Annotated in this window: 18 protein-coding genes, 1 pseudogene and 1 riboswitch; of the genes and pseudogenes, 13 read left to right on the top strand and 6 right to left on the bottom strand. The window is 38.0% G+C overall.

The genetic code is table 11. The features are described from left to right. Window positions 1–65: 65 nt before the first annotated feature. Both H131_RS00610 and H131_RS00615 read left to right on the top strand, forming a co-directional pair. Window positions 66–1247, top strand: coding sequence for an endonuclease Q family protein (locus H131_RS00610; protein ID WP_010857096.1), 1182 nt, complete (start codon window positions 66–68; stop codon window positions 1245–1247). Window positions 1248–1361: 114 nt separating this feature from the next. Beyond that, on the top strand, window positions 1362–2981 hold the full coding sequence (locus H131_RS00615; RefSeq protein ID WP_010857097.1) for an S-layer homology domain-containing protein: 1620 nt from the start codon (window positions 1362–1364) through the stop codon (window positions 2979–2981). Window positions 2982–3057: 76 nt separating this feature from the next. On the opposite strand, the gene H131_RS00620 is transcribed toward H131_RS00615, so the two are convergent. Both H131_RS00620 and H131_RS00625 read right to left on the bottom strand, forming a co-directional pair. Beyond that, complete coding sequence (locus tag H131_RS00620) at window positions 3058–3345, bottom strand: DUF2653 family protein (RefSeq protein ID WP_010857098.1); 288 nt, start codon at window positions 3343–3345, stop codon at window positions 3058–3060. Then, window positions 3333–3806 carry a hypothetical protein gene (locus H131_RS00625; protein WP_010857099.1) on the bottom strand — a complete coding sequence of 158 codons (474 nt, stop codon included), beginning with the start codon at window positions 3804–3806 and terminating at the stop codon, window positions 3333–3335. The genes H131_RS00620 and H131_RS00625 overlap by 13 nt, the downstream gene beginning before the upstream one ends. A gap of 186 nt (window positions 3807–3992) precedes the next feature. Here H131_RS00625 and H131_RS00630 point away from each other — a divergent pair, with 186 nt between their 5' ends. The 7 genes from H131_RS00630 (at window position 3993) to H131_RS00660 (ending at window position 16041) form a co-directional block, all read left to right on the top strand. After that, on the top strand, window positions 3993–5009 hold the full coding sequence (locus H131_RS00630) for a YdcF family protein (RefSeq protein WP_036129664.1): 1017 nt from the start codon (window positions 3993–3995) through the stop codon (window positions 5007–5009). A gap of 73 nt (window positions 5010–5082) precedes the next feature. After that, window positions 5083–6366 carry an SEL1-like repeat protein gene (locus H131_RS00635; RefSeq protein WP_010857101.1) on the top strand — a complete coding sequence of 428 codons (1284 nt, stop codon included), beginning with the start codon at window positions 5083–5085 and terminating at the stop codon, window positions 6364–6366. 556 nt (window positions 6367–6922) lie between these two features. After that, window positions 6923–8212, top strand: coding sequence for a globin-coupled sensor protein (locus H131_RS00640; protein WP_010857102.1), 1290 nt, complete (start codon window positions 6923–6925; stop codon window positions 8210–8212). A 156-nt stretch (window positions 8213–8368) separates the two neighbouring features. Next, window positions 8369–9757 (top strand): protoporphyrinogen oxidase, encoded by a 1389-nt coding sequence (gene hemG / locus H131_RS00645; protein WP_010857103.1) that lies wholly within the window; start codon window positions 8369–8371, stop codon window positions 9755–9757. A 124-nt stretch (window positions 9758–9881) separates the two neighbouring features. Further along, a riboswitch (SAM riboswitch) is annotated at window positions 9882–9983 on the top strand. A 92-nt stretch (window positions 9984–10075) separates the two neighbouring features. Next, window positions 10076–11923 (top strand): bifunctional homocysteine S-methyltransferase/methylenetetrahydrofolate reductase, encoded by a 1848-nt coding sequence (locus H131_RS00650; RefSeq protein WP_010857104.1) that lies wholly within the window; start codon window positions 10076–10078, stop codon window positions 11921–11923. Continuing rightward, the gene (gene metH / locus H131_RS00655) at window positions 11916–15347 is read left to right on the top strand and encodes a methionine synthase (protein WP_010857105.1); all 3432 of its coding nucleotides are present in this window, start codon (window positions 11916–11918) and stop codon (window positions 15345–15347) included. The genes H131_RS00650 and metH overlap by 8 nt, the downstream gene beginning before the upstream one ends. A 193-nt stretch (window positions 15348–15540) precedes the next feature. Further along, entirely contained in the window at window positions 15541–16041 is a 501-nt protein-coding gene (locus H131_RS00660) for a GNAT family N-acetyltransferase (protein ID WP_010857106.1), read from the top strand. Window positions 16042–16056: 15 nt separating this feature from the next. On the opposite strand, the pseudogene H131_RS24160 reads toward H131_RS00660, so the two are convergent. After that, a pseudogene (locus tag H131_RS24160) lies at window positions 16057–16271 on the bottom strand (transposase); the annotation flags it as partial. 418 nt (window positions 16272–16689) lie between these two features. Here H131_RS24160 and desA point away from each other — a divergent pair. The 4 genes from desA (at window position 16690) to H131_RS00680 (ending at window position 20492) form a co-directional block, all read left to right on the top strand. Continuing rightward, window positions 16690–17721, top strand: coding sequence for a Delta(5) desaturase DesA (gene desA / locus H131_RS00665; RefSeq protein ID WP_010857107.1), 1032 nt, complete (start codon window positions 16690–16692; stop codon window positions 17719–17721). A gap of 196 nt (window positions 17722–17917) precedes the next feature. After that, window positions 17918–19063, top strand: a complete 1146-nt coding sequence (locus H131_RS00670; RefSeq protein WP_419185146.1) for a sensor histidine kinase — start codon at window positions 17918–17920, stop codon at window positions 19061–19063. 19 nt (window positions 19064–19082) lie between these two features. Next, complete coding sequence (locus tag H131_RS00675; RefSeq protein ID WP_010857109.1) at window positions 19083–19688, top strand: response regulator transcription factor; 606 nt, start codon at window positions 19083–19085, stop codon at window positions 19686–19688. Between the two features lie 87 nt (window positions 19689–19775). Beyond that, on the top strand, window positions 19776–20492 hold the full coding sequence (locus H131_RS00680) for a 3-ketoacyl-ACP reductase (protein WP_010857110.1): 717 nt from the start codon (window positions 19776–19778) through the stop codon (window positions 20490–20492). Window positions 20493–20657: 165 nt separating this feature from the next. Here the strand turns inward: H131_RS00680 and H131_RS00685 are convergent, their stop codons facing one another. From H131_RS00685 to H131_RS00695, 3 genes are all read right to left on the bottom strand, one after another. Then, window positions 20658–21632, bottom strand: a complete 975-nt coding sequence (locus tag H131_RS00685; protein WP_010857111.1) for a proline dehydrogenase family protein — start codon at window positions 21630–21632, stop codon at window positions 20658–20660. Window positions 21633–21706: 74 nt separating this feature from the next. After that, window positions 21707–22459 carry an ABC transporter permease gene (locus H131_RS00690; RefSeq protein WP_010857112.1) on the bottom strand — a complete coding sequence of 251 codons (753 nt, stop codon included), beginning with the start codon at window positions 22457–22459 and terminating at the stop codon, window positions 21707–21709. Next, window positions 22456–23187, bottom strand: a complete 732-nt coding sequence (locus H131_RS00695; RefSeq protein WP_010857113.1) for an ABC transporter ATP-binding protein — start codon at window positions 23185–23187, stop codon at window positions 22456–22458. Before H131_RS00695 ends, H131_RS00690 begins: the two co-directional genes overlap by 4 nt. Window positions 23188–23287 lie beyond the last annotated feature (100 nt).

Consider the following 23287-nt stretch of genomic DNA (forward strand, 5'->3'; position numbering starts at 1 on the left):
CTTGCAGCTATGTAAGGTTTTTTCATTTTTTATTGGAAAGTAATGGCTTAAAGGAGAGATTTTCATTGTTTAAAGAGTACTATGCAGATTTACATATTCATATTGGTCGTACGGTAAGTGGGCGTGTTGTGAAAATTACGGGTAGTAAGACTTTAACATTAGCCCGAATTTTAGAGACAGCTAGTGCTAGAAAAGGGCTAGATATAATTGGAATCATTGATTGTCATTCACCCGAAGTAATAGAGGAAATGACCAAAATGATTGAACAGGGTGAGCTGGAAGAATTAGCTGAAGGGGGGCTTCGCTTTCAAGAAACAACACTTATCCCAGGCTCGGAAATTGAAATATTCGATAGTAGTTGTCAAGGTCCTATTCATGTGCTGGCCTATTTTCCAACGCTTACGGTAATGAAGGAGTTTTCGGATTGGATGCTTAAACATATGAAAAATATCCATTTGAGTTCGCAACGTATTTATTGTGACGGTCGAACACTACAAGAAAAAGTGTGTGATATAGGGGGACTTTTTATTCCTGCGCATGTATTTACACCTTTTAAAAGCTTGTTTGGTAAAGGCGTACATCGCAGTTTAACGGAAGTATTTGATCCACAGTTAATTGATGCAATCGAACTTGGCTTAAGCTCAGATACAAATATGGTGAGTGCCATAAGGGAACTTCAACAATATCCTTTCGTGACAAATTCCGATGCGCATTCATTAGGGAAAATAGCACGTGAATATCAAAAGCTACGATTAAAGCAGGCTAACTTTACAGAATTGAAAAACGCGCTTCATGAATGGGAAGGTCGAGCGATTGTAGCCAATTACGGATTGAATCCCTTGCTTGGTAAATACCATCAAACGGTGTGTACAAAATGTGGGGAACAGTTAAAAGCTGAGGCAACGAGCTGTACAGTTTGCGGGAGTATGCAAATTATAAAAGGTGTTGCAACACGTATTAAGGAACTATCAGAGCCGATTGTAAATGTGCGCGAGAGACCACCTTATATACATCAAATACCTCTTGAATTTATTCCAGGTTTAGGACCGAAAATGATGGAACGGTTAATCGAGGCTTTTGGAACAGAGATGGCTATCTTGCATCGTGTGACAATAGAACAGCTTGAACAAATCGTGCCACATAAAATTGCTACAATGATTGATTTTGCCCGAATAGGCCAATTAAGTATTGCAGTTGGTGGCGGTGGTATTTATGGAAAGGTTCAGGTCGAGAAGAGAAACAAATAGCTCGGCACATAATTGAAAATAAAAATGCGTTGAAAAATCTTGCAATTATTTACCCTATTTTTATCCTTTATCTAGTAAACTAGTTACTATTAGATTGTTAGGAGGAGTAGGAACATGCAATTTTCAAAGAAGTTCCGTTTTTTAGCTGCTAGTGTACTAGCATTACAATTAACAATTCCAGTAGTTGCGAGTGCACAGGAAACGAGCGATACAATAGCACCGAGCTGGATTGAACAGGCAGATTACGTTGCCCTAGGAGATTCCTTGGCACATGGTATGAATGAAGTCGGTGCCATCGGGTTAGGGTATACAGATTTTGTAGCGCAAGTGTTGCAACAAGAGGGGTTTATCACTTCTTATAATAAGGGATTTGCTTATTCAGGCTATACAACAAAAAACGTCTTGGCGGATTTACAAGGTGATGTAGAAAAACCAGTGACCGGCTTTGGCTACGCGAGCGAGCAGGCAAAACTTCGAGCATCAATTCAAGAAGCTGAACTAATAACCCTAACAGCTGGTGCTAATGATTTATTGCCAATTTTACAAGATTCACTTGCAACAGGTGTGAACGCAGCACAAATATTAAAAGCATCCCAAGAAGCAATGCAGAATATTGCAGCTATTTTAGAAGAGATTTATCGCCTCAATCCACAAGCGCAAGTTTATGTCATGGGTTACTATAATTCTTTCCCCTACTTGAATGAGGATTTACAGACACAATTTAAAATGTTACTAGCAGTCATGAATACTTCAATTAAAACAACTGTACAGAAAGCGGGGGCAGTTTTCGTTCCTACTTTTGAAGTTGTAGCAAAAGATGTAGCGAACTATTTACCAAACCCAGAAAATATTCATTTAAGTGAAGCGGGTTATTTAGCAGTAGCAAACGAAGCATTTCTACCAATCATTAAAGCAAATAAAATGTGGGATGCATCTAGTGCAATACAAGTAAACGTTAAAAATAGTACAGCTGTACAGGTGACTTGGCAGGAAGCAACTGATAATGTAGGGGTGACAAATTACAATATCTATGTGAATGGAAAACTGTCTTCTACACAAAGTGCTGATAAAACATCTATTACGCTTGAAAATTTAGCAGAGAATACTGCTTTGACTGTTGCTGTAAAAGCAGTTGATGCGGCAGGTAATGAAAGTATACAAAGTCCAGCCGTAACAGTTACAACGGATGGTACATTAAACTTTACAGATACAGAAAATCATTGGGCAAAAGATTTTATTCAAAAAGCAGCGCAGGCGGGTATTATGAAGGGCTATTCTGATGGTACGTTTAAACCAGAGCACAATGTAACACGCGTACAGGCTGCGGCAATGCTTGTTCGAAGCCTAGGCTTAACAACATCAGAAAAAGCACCTTTTACAGATATTTCGAGCTATGATGCTGAGACTCAAACAGAAATTGCAGCGGCGTATACACATGGCTTGATAAAGGGGAACAAGGGCAAGTTTAACCCGGGTCAACCTGTTACTCGTGCACAATTAGCGTTAATGATTAACCGTGCCTATGAACAAAAGTTACAGCAAACTTATGTGGCAAAGGGGGAATTACCTTTTACAGATATCGCCCCATATAATGATGAAACAAAACGTGCAATAGCTATGCTCTATAATGTTGGTATTGTTACAGGAAGTGATGGTAAGTTTTCACCAAGTACAGCAACCAAACGCAGTCATGCAGCTAAAATATTCGTAAATTTTAGTGAGCTGTTAAAATAGAAATTTAAATGCAAATGAAAAAGCGGTTCAATAAATCTATTTTACAGATTTATTGAACCGCTATTAATTGATGTAACTATGATAGTTTGGCGATAATACCTTCTTCATCGTCTAACACAAGCTCGATCCCCGTTGAGAATGGATCGCCATGTAGCACATCTTTAATCCATACACGTAATGCACCAATCATTGCAGCCGTATTTAAGATTTCTGTTTGCCCGGCGCTATCAACTTCGGCACCAAAGCCTGTTTCATCATCATACATAAGCTCAACCATTATTTCATCTGGTTGCATTTTTTTGTGATATGCTTGTGATAAGCAGATGGCATTAATGATATCTTGCTCATTAATTATTTGTGCCATTGAGTAGCTTCCTGTTCTTTTCGTTTTTTATCTTTGAATATATTGAAGATTTTTATAACTAGCATCACGATAACTGCGATCGCTGCAAAGTTAATTAATAAACCTAGAATATTACCAAGTATACCCATGCCGCCAAATAGACTACCAAATAGCAAGCCAGCTAAACCACCTAGCATTAAACCCTTCATGAGACCACCGGAGAAGAAGCCGCCCTTTTTAGCAGTTGTTGAATCTTTTTTATTAGTAGAAGTCGTATTTTTATTTGTTGTTGCATTATTTTTGTCTTTTGATGTATCCTGAGATTTTTGAATATTTGAGCTGTTGTTATTGTTTGAGAAGCCCTTTTTACCTGATTTGTACGATTTTGCTTCTGCAGTTGGTGTGTCTGAAACTAAAAGTGTCGCACCAACAGACGCAAACATGAGTGTCGCTGCAAAAATAGCAGCAAGAATTTTTTTCATTACTTACATTCCTCCAACATAATCTTTTATTTTGTCATAAACTAGTATTACTAATAATTTTACATGAATTAACGCGAAAAATAAAATAATCGCTTCAATTAATTTAGGAATAATGCAATATATGAACAAGTCGTGTCATGATAAAAGAAGGATAATACGATAACACTACTGAATGGGGTGAACATAATGATTCAATCATTACTAGTATTTATAGCACTGTTTTTAACATTGTATTTGACTGACAAAAGGCGATTTCTCAATGCAGTTGTACTTGGCTTATTAGGGCTTTATTTGTTAAGAGAAATAATCATATACTACCCTTTATTGATTCCCAATGAGCAAGGAATAGTGTCTGAGATGGGGATAATAATTCTACTGGGAAGTTTTCCTAGTATAATGTTTATATTGTCGATTGCCATGTTTTTTAATAGTAAAGTTTTACTTGAAAAGGAAGGACGTAAATTTCGTAATTTATTATTAGCTATTTTTGGTTTAAGCTTTTTTCTTATGATGATTTGGTATGTATTTATCATTTTTACGAATATCGAAAATGCTATTTGGCATATCCTTTTCTTTTATGCATTTTTAATTTTTGGCTATACCATGTTTTTATATACGAGCGTGCTGGCCTACGCAACCGTTTACCATTTCACACCTATATCCTATGAACCTGACTATATTATTGCACTGGGCTCAGGGCTAATTGGCGATAAAGTGCCACCTCTTTTAGCTAGTCGCTTAGATGAAGCGGTGAAGCAATATAAAAAATACGGTGAACGACCTGATATTATCGTCTCAGGTGGGCAAGGTAATGACGAAAAAGTATCCGAGGCATTTGCTATGAAAAAATATATAGTTGATGTGCACCAATTACCAGCTCAAAAAGTACTAATGGAAGATAAATCGACGAATACTGAACAGAACATGGCCTTCTCAAAAGCAATAATGGATGCACATGCACAGGGGCGAAAATATCGTTCTTTGTTTGTCACAAATAATTTTCATGTATTCCGAGCAAGTATTTATGCAAAAAGGGCGAAGCTTGATGCAGAAGGTGTTGGTTCAAAAACAGCTTTTTATTATATACCTAATGCTTTTACTCGCGAATTTATTGGTTTATTAGAAATGTATAAATGGGTTCACGTGACGGTCTTTTTATTCATTACATTATTTGTAGGATTAATACTGAGAGCATATGTGTAACCATTCTTGAACTGCCTTCCATATAATGATGATAAGGCAGTTTTTTTACATAGCGCGCAAGGGAGGGAATTCAATGTATGGACAATTTTTAGCAAAGCAAAATAAGGAACGAATTGGATCCTTACAACAGCTAACACATACACATAATACATGGTTTGCACAAAATATCGCATTACTGACTTTTGAGGAAGTGCAACTAACGACCTTGCAAAAAATGCTCCATCAAGTTGTTCAGGGGCTTTTAAGGAAAAATCAGCAACGGCATCTACAAATTGTACACCCAGAGCAAACACAAACGATAAAGGAAAATGTTTTAACTCTTTTAGCTGAATATGATGATTTATTACGGGAAGCAATCCCTCTCCCAATTTATATTTTAATTTGGCAAATTACTTCACTAGAGAAATTAGCCTATACAAATGAAGTTGTTGACGATGTACTGGATGTAGTGGAATGGTATTTTATCCATCAAGATGAAGAAGTTAAAGTAGTTGAAGAAGAATTAGATTATGAAGAAATAATTGACTTATATAAAGAAGCGATTGAAGAAAAAGATGCCGAAGCGCAATTTGAGCTTGGAGAATATTATAGTGCAGATGATAGCGAATCCTTTCAGCCCGAAAAATCGATAAAGTGGTTTGAATTGGCAGCGTTGCAGGGCAATGCTGAGGCCCAATATGCACTTGGAAACTATTATTTTGAGGGTATCGGTGTGACAGAGAGTTATGATCGTGCGTTCAAATTATATGAGGCGGCAGCAATGCAAGGGCATGCAGATGCAGCGAATAACTTAGCTGATATGTATTTTAATGGTGAGAGTGTACCAGAAAATATGGTGCTTGCGAAGCGATGGTTTGACTTTGCCGCAACACAAGGTGTAGCAGAGTCTATGTTTACATTAGGTATTATATACGAGCAAGGTTTAGGTGTGACAATTGATGAAGAACAAGCATTTCTTGCCTATAAGAAATCATCCGAATCAGGTTATGTAGAGGCACAATATAGACTGGGTGGAATTTATTTAGAGGGTCAGTTAGGGCAAACACGAGATGTGAATCGTGGTTTGTATTGGTATGAAAAGGCTGCGGGACAATATCATGTTGATGCCTTTTATGACTTAGGTTTTATTTGGAGTAAAGGCTTAACAGGTATTCGTAATATTGAAAAAGGTATTCATTGGTTTAAACAAGCGGCACTACAAGGAGATCCAGAAGCAAAATTGCAGCTTGGACATATCTATAACAAAGGAGAGGGCATGCCGAGAAATATGAAAGAAGCTAAAAAATGGTATGGTCTTGCTGCGGAAGCAGGTATCGAAGAAGCCACTTTATTGCTTGAAGAATTAGAGGAATTGTAAATTTTATGTAAAAAAATTACGAGTATTTAGAATCGTTTTTAATATTGGATATTTTTAAGTATAAATGACTATTGTTTAATCTTTTTATAGGATAGTACACATAGGGTGTGGTTATCATTTTATATGTTAGGTAAAGTGATCGCCAATAATTATGTCAAAGGTAATGAGAGAAATAGATAAAGCCATAAAGCGTGGAAAAACAGAGTTTAATGATTAAGGCTGCTCCAAAAACCTGGAGTAGCTTTTTTGATGTTTGTTGATAATTTTGGTAAATATATTATATAGGTGTTTCTATATCACAATAATAATTGGTAAAAAATAGATAATAAAAAATTGACAATCAGGGATAAACTGTATAATGTATATGAAGTATTTGAATTTAACAATTAGTGATTTTTTGATTATTTTTGTGAAATTATATTATGTTATTTTATTGTAATATTATCTAAGGAAACGGAATCTTTTAGAGTTTTTTTAAATATATATTGATAAACGGACGGATAAAGTACGAGGCTCAGCTTTTTAAAAGTAATCGTTAATGAAAGAGGGAAAATGTGTGATTTTTCAAAAACAGAAAAAGGCAACGGCATTAGATTTGCAACAGTACACAGTTAAGATGGATGTTTCTAACCGCCTGCCGATGGTAAAGCAGATTGAAATGCTTAATTTAACGAAGCAGGATTTACAATATTTAAAAGCTTTCAAACCATTTGTTGAGGACAATATTAATCACATTGTTGACCGATTTTATGACATGATTGTCACTGAGCGTAGTTTAGTAGACATCATTAATAGACATAGTTCTGTGGAAAAGCTGAAAGTCACACTCCGTCGTCATATTATTGAAATGTTTAATGGAAGTATAGATGAAGAATTTTATAAAAGACGAATTAATATTGCAAAAGTACATGTACATATTGGACTTAGAACACAATGGTATATTTGTGCGTTCCAAGATTTATCTATATCATTTACAGACTTAGTAGAAAAACATGTAGAGCATCCGATGGACCAATTTAACACGATTCGTGCTATTTCTAAGATTTCAAATTTTGAACAACAACTTGTATTAGAATCATTTGAAAACACCGTCATGCAACTCAAGGAAAATGTAGAGCGTGGAAAAGAAGAGGTGGAGAAAAAAATCGTTGAATCTTCAGAGGGACTCGCTACAATCTCTCAAGAGACAAATGCCTCCTTCTGTCTTTTAAATAGGCAATCAGGTGAAATGAAGCAATTAGCAAAAAAATCACTTCAAGTGTCTACTTTAGCGGAAAGCCAAGCGCTAGAAGGTCGAGAACGATTGCAAAATCAATCCACGAACATGAATAATATTATTCACTCACTCGATGACATTACCGATAACGTTGAGCAATTGTCAGATATGTCAAAGGAAATGGAATTAATAATGAGTGTTGTAACGAATATTGCGAATCAGACAAATCTACTAGCATTAAATGCTGCGATTGAAGCCGCCCGTGCTGGAGATGCCGGCAAAGGCTTTAGTGTGGTGGCAGATGAAGTTCGGAAATTATCAGATCAAACGAAAGAATCGGTCACAGCTGTTGCAAAGTTATTGCAAAAGACGAATGAACGTACAGATAAACTTGTTCATTCACTTAGTAATATTCAGGAAGAAGTAGCGTCTGGTGAGGAAAATATGGTACAGACGGAAGGTCAATTCAATAAAATATTGGATGCTATGACACAAGCCAAGTGTCAAAATGACCGTATGGAAAAGGAAGTACAGGCTGTTGCAGAGGTTTTAAGTGAGCTTGGTATTTCTTTTAACGAAGTAACCCATTCAGCTGACAAATTAGCGAACTTTGCACAAAATTTAACTTAAACTAGAAACCTACTGTGCTTGTCACAGGAAATGGAGCTATCCAACACGTTGGATAGCTCCATTTTTGCTAAATTTGTAAAGGGTTTAACGTAATTCTCATGAAAAAGAGTTTATACTGAAGGGAGGGAAATAAAGAAAATAATAGGGGCGGTAAAGATGAAAACAGTAGTTGTATTAGGTGGCGGAATTACAGGATTATGTACGATGCATTATTTACAACGCCAGGTGAAGGAAAAAGGCTTGGATGTAAAACTAGTACTCATTGAAAAAAATGCCTACTTAGGTGGCAAGCTACATTCTGCATATGAACAGGGCTTCATAATGGAAACAGGTGCAGATTCCATTGTGGCTCGTCATAAAGGGGTCATGGAACTAGTGCAAGAGCTTGGGTTTGAAGAAGATCTTGTCTACAACGAAACAGGCATATCGTATATCTACACAAATAATGAGTTATATGCAATCCCAGCAGATTCAACATTTGGTATTCCAATGAGTTTAGCATCTCTTGAAGCCAGTACACTTGTATCACAAGCAGGAAAGCAAGAGGCATTAAAAGATTTAACAATGCCAAATGTAGGATTTACTAAGGAAAGCTCTATTGGTGAGTTTTTAACATATTATTTAGGCGAAGAGCTCGTACAAAATCAAATAGCACCAGTACTAGCTGGGGTATATTCGGGTGACTTAAATCAGCTATCAATTGGCTCAACGCTACCATATTTAATCGATTATAAAAATGACTATGGTAGTGTTATCAAAGGTTTTGATGCGAACCGCGAGCAATTTGTGAAAGCTGCAAATAAAAAATTTATTTCATTTAAAAAGGGTTTATCGTCGCTTATTGACCGACTTGAAGAAACGTTAACGGATGTAGAAATTGTCAAAGGAATAGCGACAACGCACATAAAGAAACATGACGAACACTATGTAATTACTTTGGCCAATGGTGTAACAATTGAAGCAAATCATGTCGTATTAGCAGTACCTAACGAGGCTGTACAATATTTATTGCAGGACACATCATTAAATAGTTATTTTGAACGATTTAATACGGCATCTGCAATTACAATTTATTTAGGCTTTGATGTGCCAGATGCAGTCCTCCCGGTGGATGGAACGGGCTTTATTGCGTCACATAATTCGAATTTACAATGCAATGCGGCAACGTGGACGAGCCAAAAATGGAAGCATACATCAGCGGATAGTAAATTACTTGTCCGACTGTTTTATAAGAGCATTAACCCTGCGTATGAGGAATTACGTGCAATGACAGATGAGGAATTGACTGTTATCGCTCTAGAGGACGTTAGAAAAAGTTTAGGCATTGAGGAAAAACCAACTGTTGTAAATGTTGCGAAATGGATTGATCAAATGCCAAAATATGATTTAGCTCATCAGGAAGCATTAAAGGGATTAACAACAGAACTTGCAGAAAGATACCCTAATTTATCAATTGCAGGTTGTTCCTATTTCGGCGTAGGGGTCGGTGCTTGTATTCAAAATGGTAAAAAAATTGGTGAAGAGCTTGCTGAAAAATTATCGTAATTTTTAAGAAAAACTCAAAAAACATTTATTTCGTGTGAAAAATCCTTTGTTATGTGAAATAGTCTTGACTCTACCGATTGTATCCGATATGATTCTTTTAATTATTTAAAAAATTCATACTATATTCTTATCAAGAGAAGCTGAGGGACTGGCCCTGCGACGCTTCAGCAACCAACTTCGTGTCAGGTGCTAAATCCAGAAGACCTTTTTGGTCCGAAGATGAGAAGGAAAAAACAATTACGATTCTGTTAAAGCCTTCTTTTTTTGTAAAAGAAGGCTTTTTATATTTTGACAACAAGGGAAGCGAGGTTACGTTTTATGGGATTACTTGAAAAGCTAAAAACACATGTCTTAACAGCAGATGGTGCAATAGGAACAGTATTATATGGTTATGGTTTAGAGTACTGTCACGAGGAAATGAATGTACAACGACCCGAATTAATAGAAAAGATACATCGTGAATATATTGCAGCTGGCGCTGATATTATCCAAACCAATACATATGGTGCCAATGCGATTAAATTAGCTCGCTACGGGTTAGAAACTCGTGTGCAGCAGTTCAATGAAGCGGCCATTACGATTGCGAAGCGTGCAGCAGCGGATGGCGGACAATTTGTACTTGGCACAATCGGAGGAATCCGTGGTATTCGCAAAAGTGATGCAACATTAGAAGAAATTCTAGTGACTGTTGAAGAACAGGCAACCGTGTTACTTGCAGGCAATCCAGATGGCCTTTTACTAGAAACATATTATGATTTTGAAGAGTTAACAGCAACATTATCTATGTTACGGACTAAAACAAATTTACCGATTATTGCACAGGTATCTATGCATGAGCCAGGGGTATTACAAAATGGAATGACATTAAATCATGCCTTACACGAGTTAGAGACACTTGGTGCGGATGTAGTTGGTGTTAACTGTCGATTAGGCCCCCATCATACAATTCAAGCGTTTGAAGGGGTAGAACTTCCTGACAAGGCATTTATGTCAGCCTATCCGAATGCTTCCCTGTTAGATTTGGAGGATGGGCGTGTCGTGTATGAATCGGAAGCAGATTATTTTGGTCGTGCGGCAGTTGCTCTACGAGATCAAGGTGTACGTTTAATCGGGGGATGTTGTGGGACGACACCAAAGCATATTGAGGCTGTTAAAAAATATTTAGAAGAGCTTGCACCTGTAAAACAAAAGTATGCAAAGCCAGAAAAGATTGAGATCGTTCGCGAGGCAGAGCCAGCAACGTACGAACCGTTACATGAAAAGGTCAAACGTGAGCGTTCTATCATTGTGGAACTAGATACACCAAGGCATTTAGAAATTGACGGTTTTATGTATGGAGCCAAAAAGTTATATGACGCAGGCGCGGATGTGGTGATGATGGCAGATAATTCTTTAGCATCCCCGCGTATTAGCAATGTTGCGATGGGCGCTTTGCTTAAAGGAACACAGGGTATACGACCACTGACACATATTACGTGCCGTGACCGTAACTTAATTGGTTTACAATCACATTTGATGGGCTTAAATGCACTAGGGATTCATGATATTTTAGCAGTTACTGGGGATCCCACAAAGGTGGGGGACTTCCCAGGTGCGACAAGCGTTTATGATGTATCATCAATGGAACTAATTCAACTCATTAAGCAGCTAAATGAAGGGGTATCATTCTCAGGAAAGCCTCTTCGTAAAAAGGCAAACTTCTCGGTAGCGGCTGCATTTAATCCGAATGTACGGGTATTGGACCGTGCCGTGGCACGATTAGAGAAGAAGATTGAACATGGTGCGGATTACTTCATATCACAGCCTGTGTATACGAAGGAAAAAATCATAGAAATTTACGAGGCAACAAAGCATTTAGACACACCGATTTATATTGGAATTATGCCCGTTACGAGCTATAAGAGTGCAGAGTTTTTACATCATGAAGTACCGGGCATTAAATTATCGGATGATGCATTAGCGCGAATGAAGGTTTGTGGGGAAGATAAGGAACGTGCCACACTGGAAGGAATTGCGATTGCAAAAGAATTAGTAGAAGTAGCTTCGGAATATTTCAATGGTATTTACTTAATCACACCGTTCTTACGCTATGACATGACACTAGAGTTGATGAAATATATTGAGCAATTGGATGAACAGAAAAAAGGGGTACGTATAGATGGCTAAGCACTTAATTGAAGAGCAACTAGAGAAAAGAATATTAATTCTTGATGGCGCAATGGGTACAATGCTACAAAATGAAAACTTATCTGCAGAAGATTTTGGCGGTGAGGAGCTTGATGGTTGTAACGAAAATCTTGTGCTAACAAGACCGGATATACTTGATAAGGTTCACCGAAAATATTTAGAAGCAGGTGCAGATATTATTTGTACAAATACGTTTGGGGGCACACCACTCGTATTAAATGAATATAATCTTGGCGCAAAGGCCGAAGAAATTAATAAGCGTGCTGTGGAAATTGCTCGTAAAGTTGTGGATCAGTTTTCGACACAAGCATGGCCTCGTTTTGTGGCCGGAGCGATGGGACCGACAACCAAAACATTATCCGTAACCGGTGGTATTGCATTTGATGAGCTTGAGGAAAACTTCTATGTGCAGGCGAAGGCATTAATAGAAGCAGGTGCAGATGTTCTTTTACTAGAAACAAGTCAGGATATGTTGAACGTCAAGGCGGGGACACTGGGAGTATCACGCGCCTTTGAAACTACGGGAAAAGAAATTCCAGTGATGATTTCAGGTACGATTGAACCAATGGGTACAACACTTGCAGGACAAACAATTGATGCATTTTATATTTCAATTGAGCATATTAAGCCGTTATCAGTTGGCTTGAACTGTGCAACAGGTCCGGAGTTCATGACAGACCATATTCGTTCACTGGCAGAGCTTTCTACAGGCTATATTAGCTGTTATCCGAATGCAGGGTTACCGGATGAAGAAGGTTGTTATCATGAATCACCAGAATCACTGTCACAAAAATTAAAAGGCTTTGCTGAAAAAGGTTGGCTAAATATTGTGGGCGGTTGCTGTGGAACGACACCAGCGCATATTGCAGCAATCCGCGAGGCGATAAAAGATGAAAAACCTCGTCAATTACCTGAAGCGACACATGGACATGTTGTATCTGGGATTGATCCACTAGTCTATGACGATTCAATGCGACCATTATTTATTGGGGAGCGTACAAATGTTATTGGTTCCCGTAAGTTTAAAAACTTAATTATAGATGGCAAGTTTGAGGAAGCGGCAGAAATTGCACGTGCGCAAGTGAAAAATGGAGCGCATGTTATTGATATTTGTTTAGCTAATCCAGACCGTGATGAATTAGCAGATATGCGTGGTTTCATGCAAGAGGTAGTAAAAAAGGTTAAAGTGCCACTCGTAATTGACTCTACAGATGAAAACGTGATTGAGGAAGCATTGAAATTCTCTCAAGGTAAGGCCATCATTAACTCCATTAACCTTGAGGATGGCGAGGAACGTTTTGATGCGGTTATGCCTCTTGTGAAAAAATATGGTGGCTCACTAGTTGTCGGTACAATTGACGAACAAGGTATGGCGGTAGATCGTCAGCGCAAGTTAGAAATTGCCGAACGTTCGTATCAATTATTAACGGAAAAATGGGGCCTAGCACCAGAAGACATTATTTTTGATCCGTTAATGTTCCCCGTTGGTACAGGAGATGAGCAATATATTGGCTCAGCACTTGAAACTATTGAGGGAATTCGACTTATCAAAGAAAAAATGCCAAGAGCATTGACAGTGCTCGGCGTTAGTAATATTTCATTCGGTTTACCACCAGTAGGTCGTGAGGTTTTGAATGCCGTCTATCTATATCACTGTACACTTGCTGGCTTAGATTACGCGATTGTCAATACGGAGAAGTTAGAGCGTTATGCATCAATTCCTGAAGAGGAAATTAAGCTTGCCAATGATTTATTATTCAATACGAATGATGAAACACTTGCAGTATTCACCGATTTTTATCGTGATAAGAAGAAAGAAAAAACGGAAGCGGATATTCCAAAAACAGTGGAAGGTCGCTTAGCTTACTATATTTTAGAGGGTACAAAAGAAGGTTTAATTGAAGATTTAGACGCTGCTCGTGTAATCTATGATGCACCACTTGATATTATTAATGGTCCATTAATGGCAGGGATGGCTGAGGTAGGTCGCTTATTTAACGATAATCAGCTCATCGTGGCGGAAGTTCTACAATCGGCAGGTGTTATGAAGGCCGCAGTAGCGCATCTTGAGCAATTCATGGAAAAAGATGAAGAAAGCGCAGGCAAAGGTAAAATGGTGCTTGCTACTGTAAAAGGCGATGTGCATGATATCGGTAAAAACTTAGTTGATATCATTTTAAGTAACAATGGCTTTAAGGTAGTGGATCTTGGCATCAAAGTTACACCAGCGCAGTTAATAGAAGCCGTTCGCAAGGAGAAACCTGATTTCATCGGACTTTCTGGCCTACTTGTAAAATCTGCGCAACAAATGGTTATTACCGCACAGGACTTTAAGGAAGCAGGTATTGATGTCCCGATTTTAGTAGGTGGCGCAGCGTTGTCTCGTCGCTTTACAGAAACGAAAATTGCTAACGAGTATGATGGTCCTGTTATTTATTCTAAAGATGCGATGCAAGGTTTAGAGCAAGCAAATCTATTAATGGGTACGGAGACTCGAGAGAACTTCTTAACTGAAATTGCAGACTCACGTCAAAAACGATTAGAAGCCGATGAAAAACGTGCGGCTCGCCCTGTGAAAGAAGTAACGGTTAAGCCAGCGCGTACAGTCAAGGATGCACAGGTTTACTTACCGGCAGATGTTCGTCGCCATGTGAAAAAAGAGTATTCAGTGTCTCATTTATATCCTTACGTAAATATGCGCACATTACTTGGGCATCATTTAGGCTTAAAAGGGCAAGTGCAACAATTACTAGACGCCGGGGACTCACGTGCTACAGAACTAAAAGATTTAGTGGATGGCTATCTACAAAGCGATTTACTAAAACCATCCGGCATGTATCAGTTTTTCCCAGCGCAAGCACATGGTGATGATGTAGTGGTTTATGATCCAGCAGATAGTAAAACAGAAATTGAGCGTTTTACATTCCCTCGTCAACAGATTGAGCCTTTTATGTGCCTAGCGGATTTCTTAAAAACAGTAGAAAGTGGCGAAATGGATTACATTGCACTTATGGTTGTAACAGCTGGACAAGGCGTAATGGCAACAGCACGACAGTTAAAAGAACAAGGGAAATTTCTAGAAAGTCATGCGCTGCAATCAACGGCTCTTGAATTAGCTGAAGGTTTTGCTGAGCGCATGCATCAAGAAATCCGTGATCAATGGGGCTTCCCGGATGCTACAGACTTCACGATGCGCGACCGTTTTGCGGCGAAATATCAAGGACAGCGTTTCTCATTTGGCTACCCAGCGTGTCCAAACTTAGAAGACCAAGAAAAATTATTCGGCTTATTGAAGCCGGAGGATATTGGTGTTCAGCTAACAGAGGGCTTTATGATGGAACCGGAAGCTTCTGTGTCAGCAATGGTCTTTGCCCATCCAGATGCACGATATTTCAATGTGTAATTTTATGTCAGTTGGTTTGACTCTGTGTAGTAGGCATTAAAGGTCACCTCGGCGGATGTCATGGATATTGACTTTGTACTATTCAAAACCCCCTGACATCAATTACGCCAAGTGATAACGGATTATGTATAACATGTAAAATACCTGCTGTTTACAGAGGATGTATTTTCTTAAAGTAAGGATGTGGATATAAATGATTCGAATAATGGAAGTAAAAGATTTACCCGAAGTTTTAGACATCTACAATGACATCATTTTAACGAGCACAGCTGTCTACCGTTATGAGACGCAAACATTAAATGAAAAGAAACAGTGGTTTGACGAGCAACAACAATCTGGTAATCCATTGCTAGTCTTTGAGGAAAACGGAGAAGTGGCAGGTTTTGCTACTTATAGTCAGTTTCGCCCATACCCTGGTTACAAGCATACGATGGAGCATTCAGTGTATGTACATAAGGAACATTATCAGAAAGGTATTGCGACTAAACTGATGCGTGAATTAATACGTATTGCAGAGGAGCAAGGGGTCAAAACACTTGTGGCGGGTATTGATGCTGAAAACTTAGGAAGTATGAAAGCGCATGAAAAGTTAGGTTTTGAATATGCGGGAACGATAAAAAATGCAGGCTATAAATTTGAAGAATGGCTGGATTTAGTATTTTATCAACTACATTTAAGCGGACCGAAAATATAAAAAGGCTATGACATTCACATCTGTATTTCGGAAGCGACGTTCATCATTTTTAGTGAAAGTAGAGAAATGAAGTACTCCTGTATGAAAGCCAAATCTTAAAAACCAATGATAGGGCCATACTCGTTTCAATTACTTTAATAGTTTGACGCATTGAACGGATACGTGGACGCCCTATGGTAAATATAGGTTTCTACTAAAGGATAGATAAACAAAAAATCAATCGCTAACATTTCTAGTTATTCACGCTCATTGATTTGATTTTTCGTCATCATGTTTATCATCACTTCAAGTATGTTTAGCAGGTTAGAGCAGAATTATCAATAGGCGATACAAGTTGATTGGAGTGGAAGGCGCGACACTCCTGCAGGAACAGCACGTGCGGAAAATCCATTTTTGCGGCGATCCGCCGCAAAAATTAGTTGGTGCCGTGCCTGCGGAAAGGGAGCGCCTGGAACGGAAACCAACGTTTTCTTACTATTTATTCTAAAAAGAAAAAAGCCTGTAGACACTCATATTTTTTTGGAGTTGGTCTACAGTCAGAAAGGATATGACATTTGTCATATCCTTTTTATGATGTTTGCGTCTGTTGCTCATTATACTCTTGTTTTATGATGAGGTCATAAGCAAAAGGAAACGAGGGAAAACGAAATGGCTACAGATAAAGAAAAAACAAAAAAGCTGCGCCAAGATGTAGCACCATTTGCAAAATCGGATACTGGAAAAAGTATTTTTCAAATGGTGAATACAATTGTACCGTTAATTGTTCTATGGGTTGCTGGATATATGTTAGTTAATGTTTCACCATGGTTAACTGCAGGTTTAAGTGTAATTTCAGCTGGGTTTGTCGTACGAGCATTTATTATTTTCCATGACTGTACACACGGTTCATTTTTCAAAAGTAAAAAAGCAAATGACTGGGTTGGTTTATTTACTGGGGTAATCACTTCATTTCCGTATGAAAAATGGAAGCGTGAGCATACAATTCACCACGCAACAAGTTCGAACTTAGATAAGCGTGGAATCGGTGATATTGATATGATGACAGTGGAAGAGTATATAGAAGCTTCTAAAGGGCAACGTTTATGGTATCGTTTTTATCGTAATCCACTTGTAATGTTCGGCTTAGGTCCGTTATATATGGTGTTAGTGTTAAATCGTTTTAATCGTAAGGATGCAAAATCAAAGGAACGTGCCAATACACATATTACGAATGTTATTATTGTAGGTATATGTGCAGCATTAATTTACTTCTTAGGGTGGCAAGCATTCTTGTTAGTGCAGGGTGTAACATTATTCGTTGCAGGCTCACTTGGCATTTGGCTATTTTACATCCAGCATACGTATGAGGATTCTTACTTTGAACATGACACAGAGTGGGATTATGTAAAAGCAGCTGTTGAAGGCAGTTCATACTATAAATTACCAAAGGTATTGCAATGGGCAACGGGTAACATCGGTTTCCACCATGTCCACCATTTAGCACCTCGTGTACCTAACTATAATCTTGAAAAAGCGCATAATGAAACACCACCGTTACAAACAGCAACAACAATTACATTACGTACAAGTTTTGAATCGTTACGTTATAAATTATATGACGAAGAGCAAGGGAAATTTGTATCATTTAAAGATGTTAATGAAATTATTAAACGAAAAGCGAAAGGCAGTATAGCTGCTTAGTGGAAATTGATCAGCCATCTCTTCTGGGGATGGCTGTTTTACATAAAGTGATTTTTTGTACGGAAACGATGAGGTGAAGCGACAGCAACGAAAGGTTTGACCGTGCGAAAGCGAAGCGACAGCAACGAGAGATAGGCGCATATGCGCTTTTCTTGTTATAATAAAGGGAAAAAGTAGGAAAGATCGTGAGGTTATGATGAGAAAGTGGCATAGTATAATTCCGAATAGTCCCATACTGAGTATTTATTTATGGATTATTTTTTGTTTTCTACCGTTTTTCTTTATTTTTAAAAAATCTTCTTATATTGAAATATCGATAGGAATTACCTTTTTAATGCTGTATTTTATTTTTTATCGTTTTTCCGTAAATTCGAAAAATGGGCTTGTTTATATGTGGATTAGCTTCGAAATGGTCATTAATATCATTTTGACAATATTGTATGGCTATGTGTATTTGTCCATATTTACTGCGTTTTTCATTGGAAATATTCGTAGACCTGTAGGCTTTTATATTATGTACGGGCTGCATATAGGCTTTACTGTTATTTCTACTGGGGTTGGATTCTTCGTGGAATTACACTTATTTTTATCTCAACTTCCGTTTGTAGTGCTAACGATTTTAGCGGTAGTGCTTTTACCTCTTACCATTTATTCGAAAAATAAGCGTGAGAATTTAGAAGGGCAATTGGAAACGGCCAATGAAAGAATTGCGGAATTGATTATTTTTGAGGAACGTCAACGCATTGCGCGTGATCTACACGATACATTGGGTCAAAAATTATCAATGATTGGATTGAAAAGTGACCTAGCCACAAGACTTATTGAGCGAGATCCGCAACAGGCGTTAGTAGAGATTAGAGATATTCGTCAAACTGCCAGTATTGCGCTTAAAGAGGTTCGTGAATTAGTTTCAGATATGCGTACAGCGAAATTTGAGGATGAGATTATGCGTATTTCTCAAATCCTAAAAGCGGCCGAAATGGAGTTTGTTTTTGATGGAGATAAGGATTCGCTACAGGTTCCACCGCTTGTGGAAAATGTTTTATCCATGTGTTTAAAAGAGGCGGTAACGAATGTCGTTAAGCATAGTGGTGCGAGTAAATGTGAAATTGCCTTCCATCAAAATTTTAAGGAAGTATATCTAGTTGTTCGTGATAATGGACAGGGTATTTCGAAGAAGCAGGTATTGAAGAATGGTAATGGGTTAAAGGGGATGCGAGAGCGTTTAGAATTTATTAATGGCACCTTTAAAATAGAGAATGGTGAGGGTACAACATTAACTGTGTCTATTCCGGTGACCATCACACATCAAAAGGTCAAAGACAACCTGCAGAACATATAGAGGAAAAGAGGATTGTGACATGATTCGAATTGTAATTGCTGAAGATCAAGGTATGCTGTTAGGGGCACTTCGTTCGTTACTCAGTATGGAGGATGATATGGAGGTCGTTGGGTTAGCAAAAAATGGTGAGGAAGCATTGGCACTTGTAGAGCAGTATCAACCAGATATTTGTATTATGGATATCGAAATGCCAGTGAAAACTGGACTTGATGCTGCTGAAGAATTGCATGGTTCGGATTGTAAAGTCATTATTTTAACAACGTTTGCAAGACCGGGCTATTTTGAACGGGCAAGAAAAGCGGGTGTTCGTGGTTATTTACTAAAGGATAGTCCGATAGAGGAATTGGTAAGTGCTATTCGTACAATTATGGACGGCAAACGTATTTATGCCCCAGAGCTTGTTGATTTTGTTTATGAAGATGATAGTGAAAATCCTTTAACTGAGCGTGAAAGTCAGGTACTGACATTGGTTGCTGAAGGGAAGACAACAAAGGAAATTGCCGCAGAATTGTTTTTATCGGCGGGCACTGTACGTAACTATATTTCAACTATCTTAGAAAAGTTACATGTTGGGAATCGGATTGAAGCTATTGCGCGCTTTAAGGAAAAAGGCTGGAATAAATAAGACTTCTGAATGTACTTTTGACTGACGAATAGGTATGCTAAAAAATGGAGATTTGATCTATAAACTATTCAAAAGGGAGTAAGAGCTATGCAAACTATATCTGGAAAAAATGCGTTAATTACTGGTGCGGGTCGTGGCATTGGACGTGCGACAGCAATCGCCTTTGCGCAAGAGGGCATAAACGTCGGTCTTGTAGGTCGTACAGTGGAAAATTTGCAACATGTTGCCGAAGAATTAAAGGCATATGATGTGAAAGTAGCCATTGCGGCAGCTAATGTAGCCGATTTAGAGTCGATAGAAAAAGCGGTTGAAAGTATTCGGACGGAATTAGGTCCTATTGATATTTTAGTAAATAACGCAGGTATTTCAAAATTCGGCAAGTTTTTAGAACTTTCACCGGAAGACTGGACAAATATCGTAGATGTAAATGTAAAAGGTGTGTATTACACGACACGTGCAGTATTACCTGAAATGATCGAACGTGAGTCAGGCGATATTATTAATATTTCATCTACTGCAGGGCAAAAAGGTGCACCGATTACAAGTGCATATAGTGCATCGAAAGCAGCTGTTATCGGTATGAGTGAATCATTAATGTTAGAGGTTCGTAAGCATAATATCCGCGTTGTGACGTTAACACCAAGTACAGTGGCGACAGATATGGCTGTCGAGTTACAACTAACTGACGGCAATCCTGAAAAAGTTATGCAGGCGGAAGACCTTGCCGACTTAATGGTGGCACAATTGAAGTTACATCCACGTGTGGTATTAAAACATGCTGGTCTATGGTCAACAAATCCTTAACAATGTGGCGGGAAGCAAATTCTCGCCGCATTTTCTATTTTGTAAGGTGTTTATTGAAAAAATGAAAAAATCGTCCATAAAATGCACGTGGTACATTATGATGAAATGTATAATTGTATGATAAAAAAGACCTTATCGCCATGAAGAGGCGATAAGGTTCAATCATTACTTATTGCGCTTTGTTAAGCGTCCAAGAACGAATGCACCTGCTGCAACAGCAAGGACTGTATTCGTTTTTTTCGTAAATACTTGCTTCGTTACAAGGTTAATGTTTTGTGGGCGCTCCGCTAAACGACGCATAAAGTAACCGTACCAATCTTCGCCAAATGGTACGTATACGCAGAAGTTATAGCCTTCTTTTGCCAGCTCTTTTTGCATGTCCGTGCGGAAGCCGTAAAGCATTTGGAATTCGAATTTATCAAGCGGTATATTATTGTCAGCAACAAAGCGTTTTACATGTGCGATGACGTTATGGTCATGTGTTGCAATTGATGTGAATTTACCGTGAAGTAAATGATATTCAATCAGCTCGATAAAGTTTAAATCGATATCTAATTTATCCTGGAAAGCAACTTCCACAGGTTCTTTATATGCTCCTTTTACAATGCGTAAACGATAGTTTTTGAATTTCTCTATATCGTCTTTTGCACGATAAAAGTATGATTGAATAACTGTACCGACGTTATTAAACGTTTTAGAAAGTTCTTCTACCATATCAAAGGACGTTTGGAGACGACCGTAATCTTCCATATCAAAGTTAACAAAAATATTATAGGCAGCGGCTTTTTCAACGATTTCATATAAATTGTCATAGCAAAAATCAACGTCAATATCTAAGCCCAACTGAGAAGGTTTAAGTGAAATATGGGCGTTGACACCGTTTTCATGAATCGCTTCAATAACAGCAAGGATTTGTTCTTTGGCTGCAGATGCTTCTTCTTCACTAGCAACAAATTCCCCTAAATTATCAACTGTACAAGAGATATTATGGGCATTTAGTTCTTTGATGCTTGCAATCGTTTCTTCTATATTTGTACCAGCTACTACATTTTGGGCTCCTAATTTTAAGCCGTATTTTTTAGCAGTACTATTTAATAGTTGGTTCTCAGATAATTGAATGAAAAAATCGCGTAATAACATGGTCATTCTCCTCACAGCATTTTTCTTTTTAGTATAACATATTTGGAAAAAATGTAATGGATTCGATGTTACAATTATTTGTTTTCTATTATTTGCATACGTTCATTAAATAATACAGGATAGCTTAAAAAGCCTATCATTATGCTGGATAATGTTGCAGTTGTTAGAAGTGCGAAAATGATCAATAGTTGAAATTGTACGGCTTGGATAGGGTCTGCACCACCGATGATTTGTCCGCTCATCATGCCTGGTAATTGTACAAGTCCAATTGTTTTTTGACTTTCAATTGTTGGAATCATACTGGCCTTAATAGCACTGATTAATTGCCGATGGATCGCCTGTTTTGGGGTACCTCCAAGTGATAAAATGAGCTCAATCTCATTTTGATGACTTGTAATTTCTGCTGTGAAACGATTTAAAAATAGTATTGATAATACCATAGAATTTCCAATTAACATTCCGCTAATAGGAATGATATATTGTGCTGTTGCAGGTATAATGCCAAAACCAATTAATACGCCTTGTGTCACAATTTCGACTACAACAAGGGTAATGGCAATCTTCCATGTAATCCCTCTTATTCCTTCCCCTTTTTTACGAGTATTTAGGGTTGCGACAATAATCATCAATGCAACCATCAACAAAATAAAAATAATGCTTCCTGTATCAAAGACAAGTTTTAAAATGTAGCCAACTGCCAATAACTGAATAATGGAGCGTATAGTCGCAATAATTGTATCCTTTTCAAGGCCAAGCTTTAACGCTTTTGATAATAACAATGGAATTAACACAAAAATCAATGTAAGGGAGAGTGCGGTATATGTCATGCGTTTACCCCCTGTACAAATTCTGCAACACGAGGATTAGTTGGTGCATTCAGTAGTGAGCTTTGGCCAGTTTCAATAAGCTCTCCATCCATCATAACCCATGTATAATGACCAATCGTTAGTGCCTGATGTAAATTGTGTGTAATCCAAATCATCGTGACATTGTATTTTTTGTTTAATGTCACAATGAGTGCCTCGATGTCCTGTACTGATTGACGATCGAGAGCAGAGGTAATTTCATCTAATAATAGGATAGACGATTGGTTGATGAGGGTACGCGCGATTGATACCTTTTGGCGTTGTCCACCGGATAATTCAGTTGTTGAACGTTGTAAAAAGCTTTCATCTAGTCCGACGTCCTGTAGATACTGGATTGCTTCTTGTTGAGTAAGTGTTTTTCCTTGTAGTGAACGGGGAAGGGCTAAATTATCAAAAACCGAACCGGCAATCATTGGCGCGGCTTGAAGAGCAATACCTACCTGTCTTCGTAAAGTAGTGGGCTCATAGGTAGAAATTGGCTGATCATCAATCAAAATTTGCCCGTCTGTTGGTGTTAGTAGCCCATTGCACATTTTCAGTAACGTTGTTTTACCTGCACCAGATGGACCAACAAGTGTCGTAATTTTGCCCTTTGGTATGGACCCAGTAATGGTTTTTAAAATAGCCTTGTTATTCATTGAAAAGCTGATTTGTTGAAAGTGAATTGCAGGCTCGTATAACATTTTCATATAGTAGAAACTCCTTTATACTAGTAGGTAATATTAATTTAGCATAGAAAGGAATGGATGCTACAGCTATTTTCCATTTTCATAGTAGAGTACTAGTAAT

It is taken from the genome of Lysinibacillus sphaericus OT4b.31 (genome assembly GCF_000392615.1).
GTDB classification, from domain to species: Bacteria; Bacillota; Bacilli; order Bacillales_A; family Planococcaceae; genus Lysinibacillus; species Lysinibacillus sphaericus_B.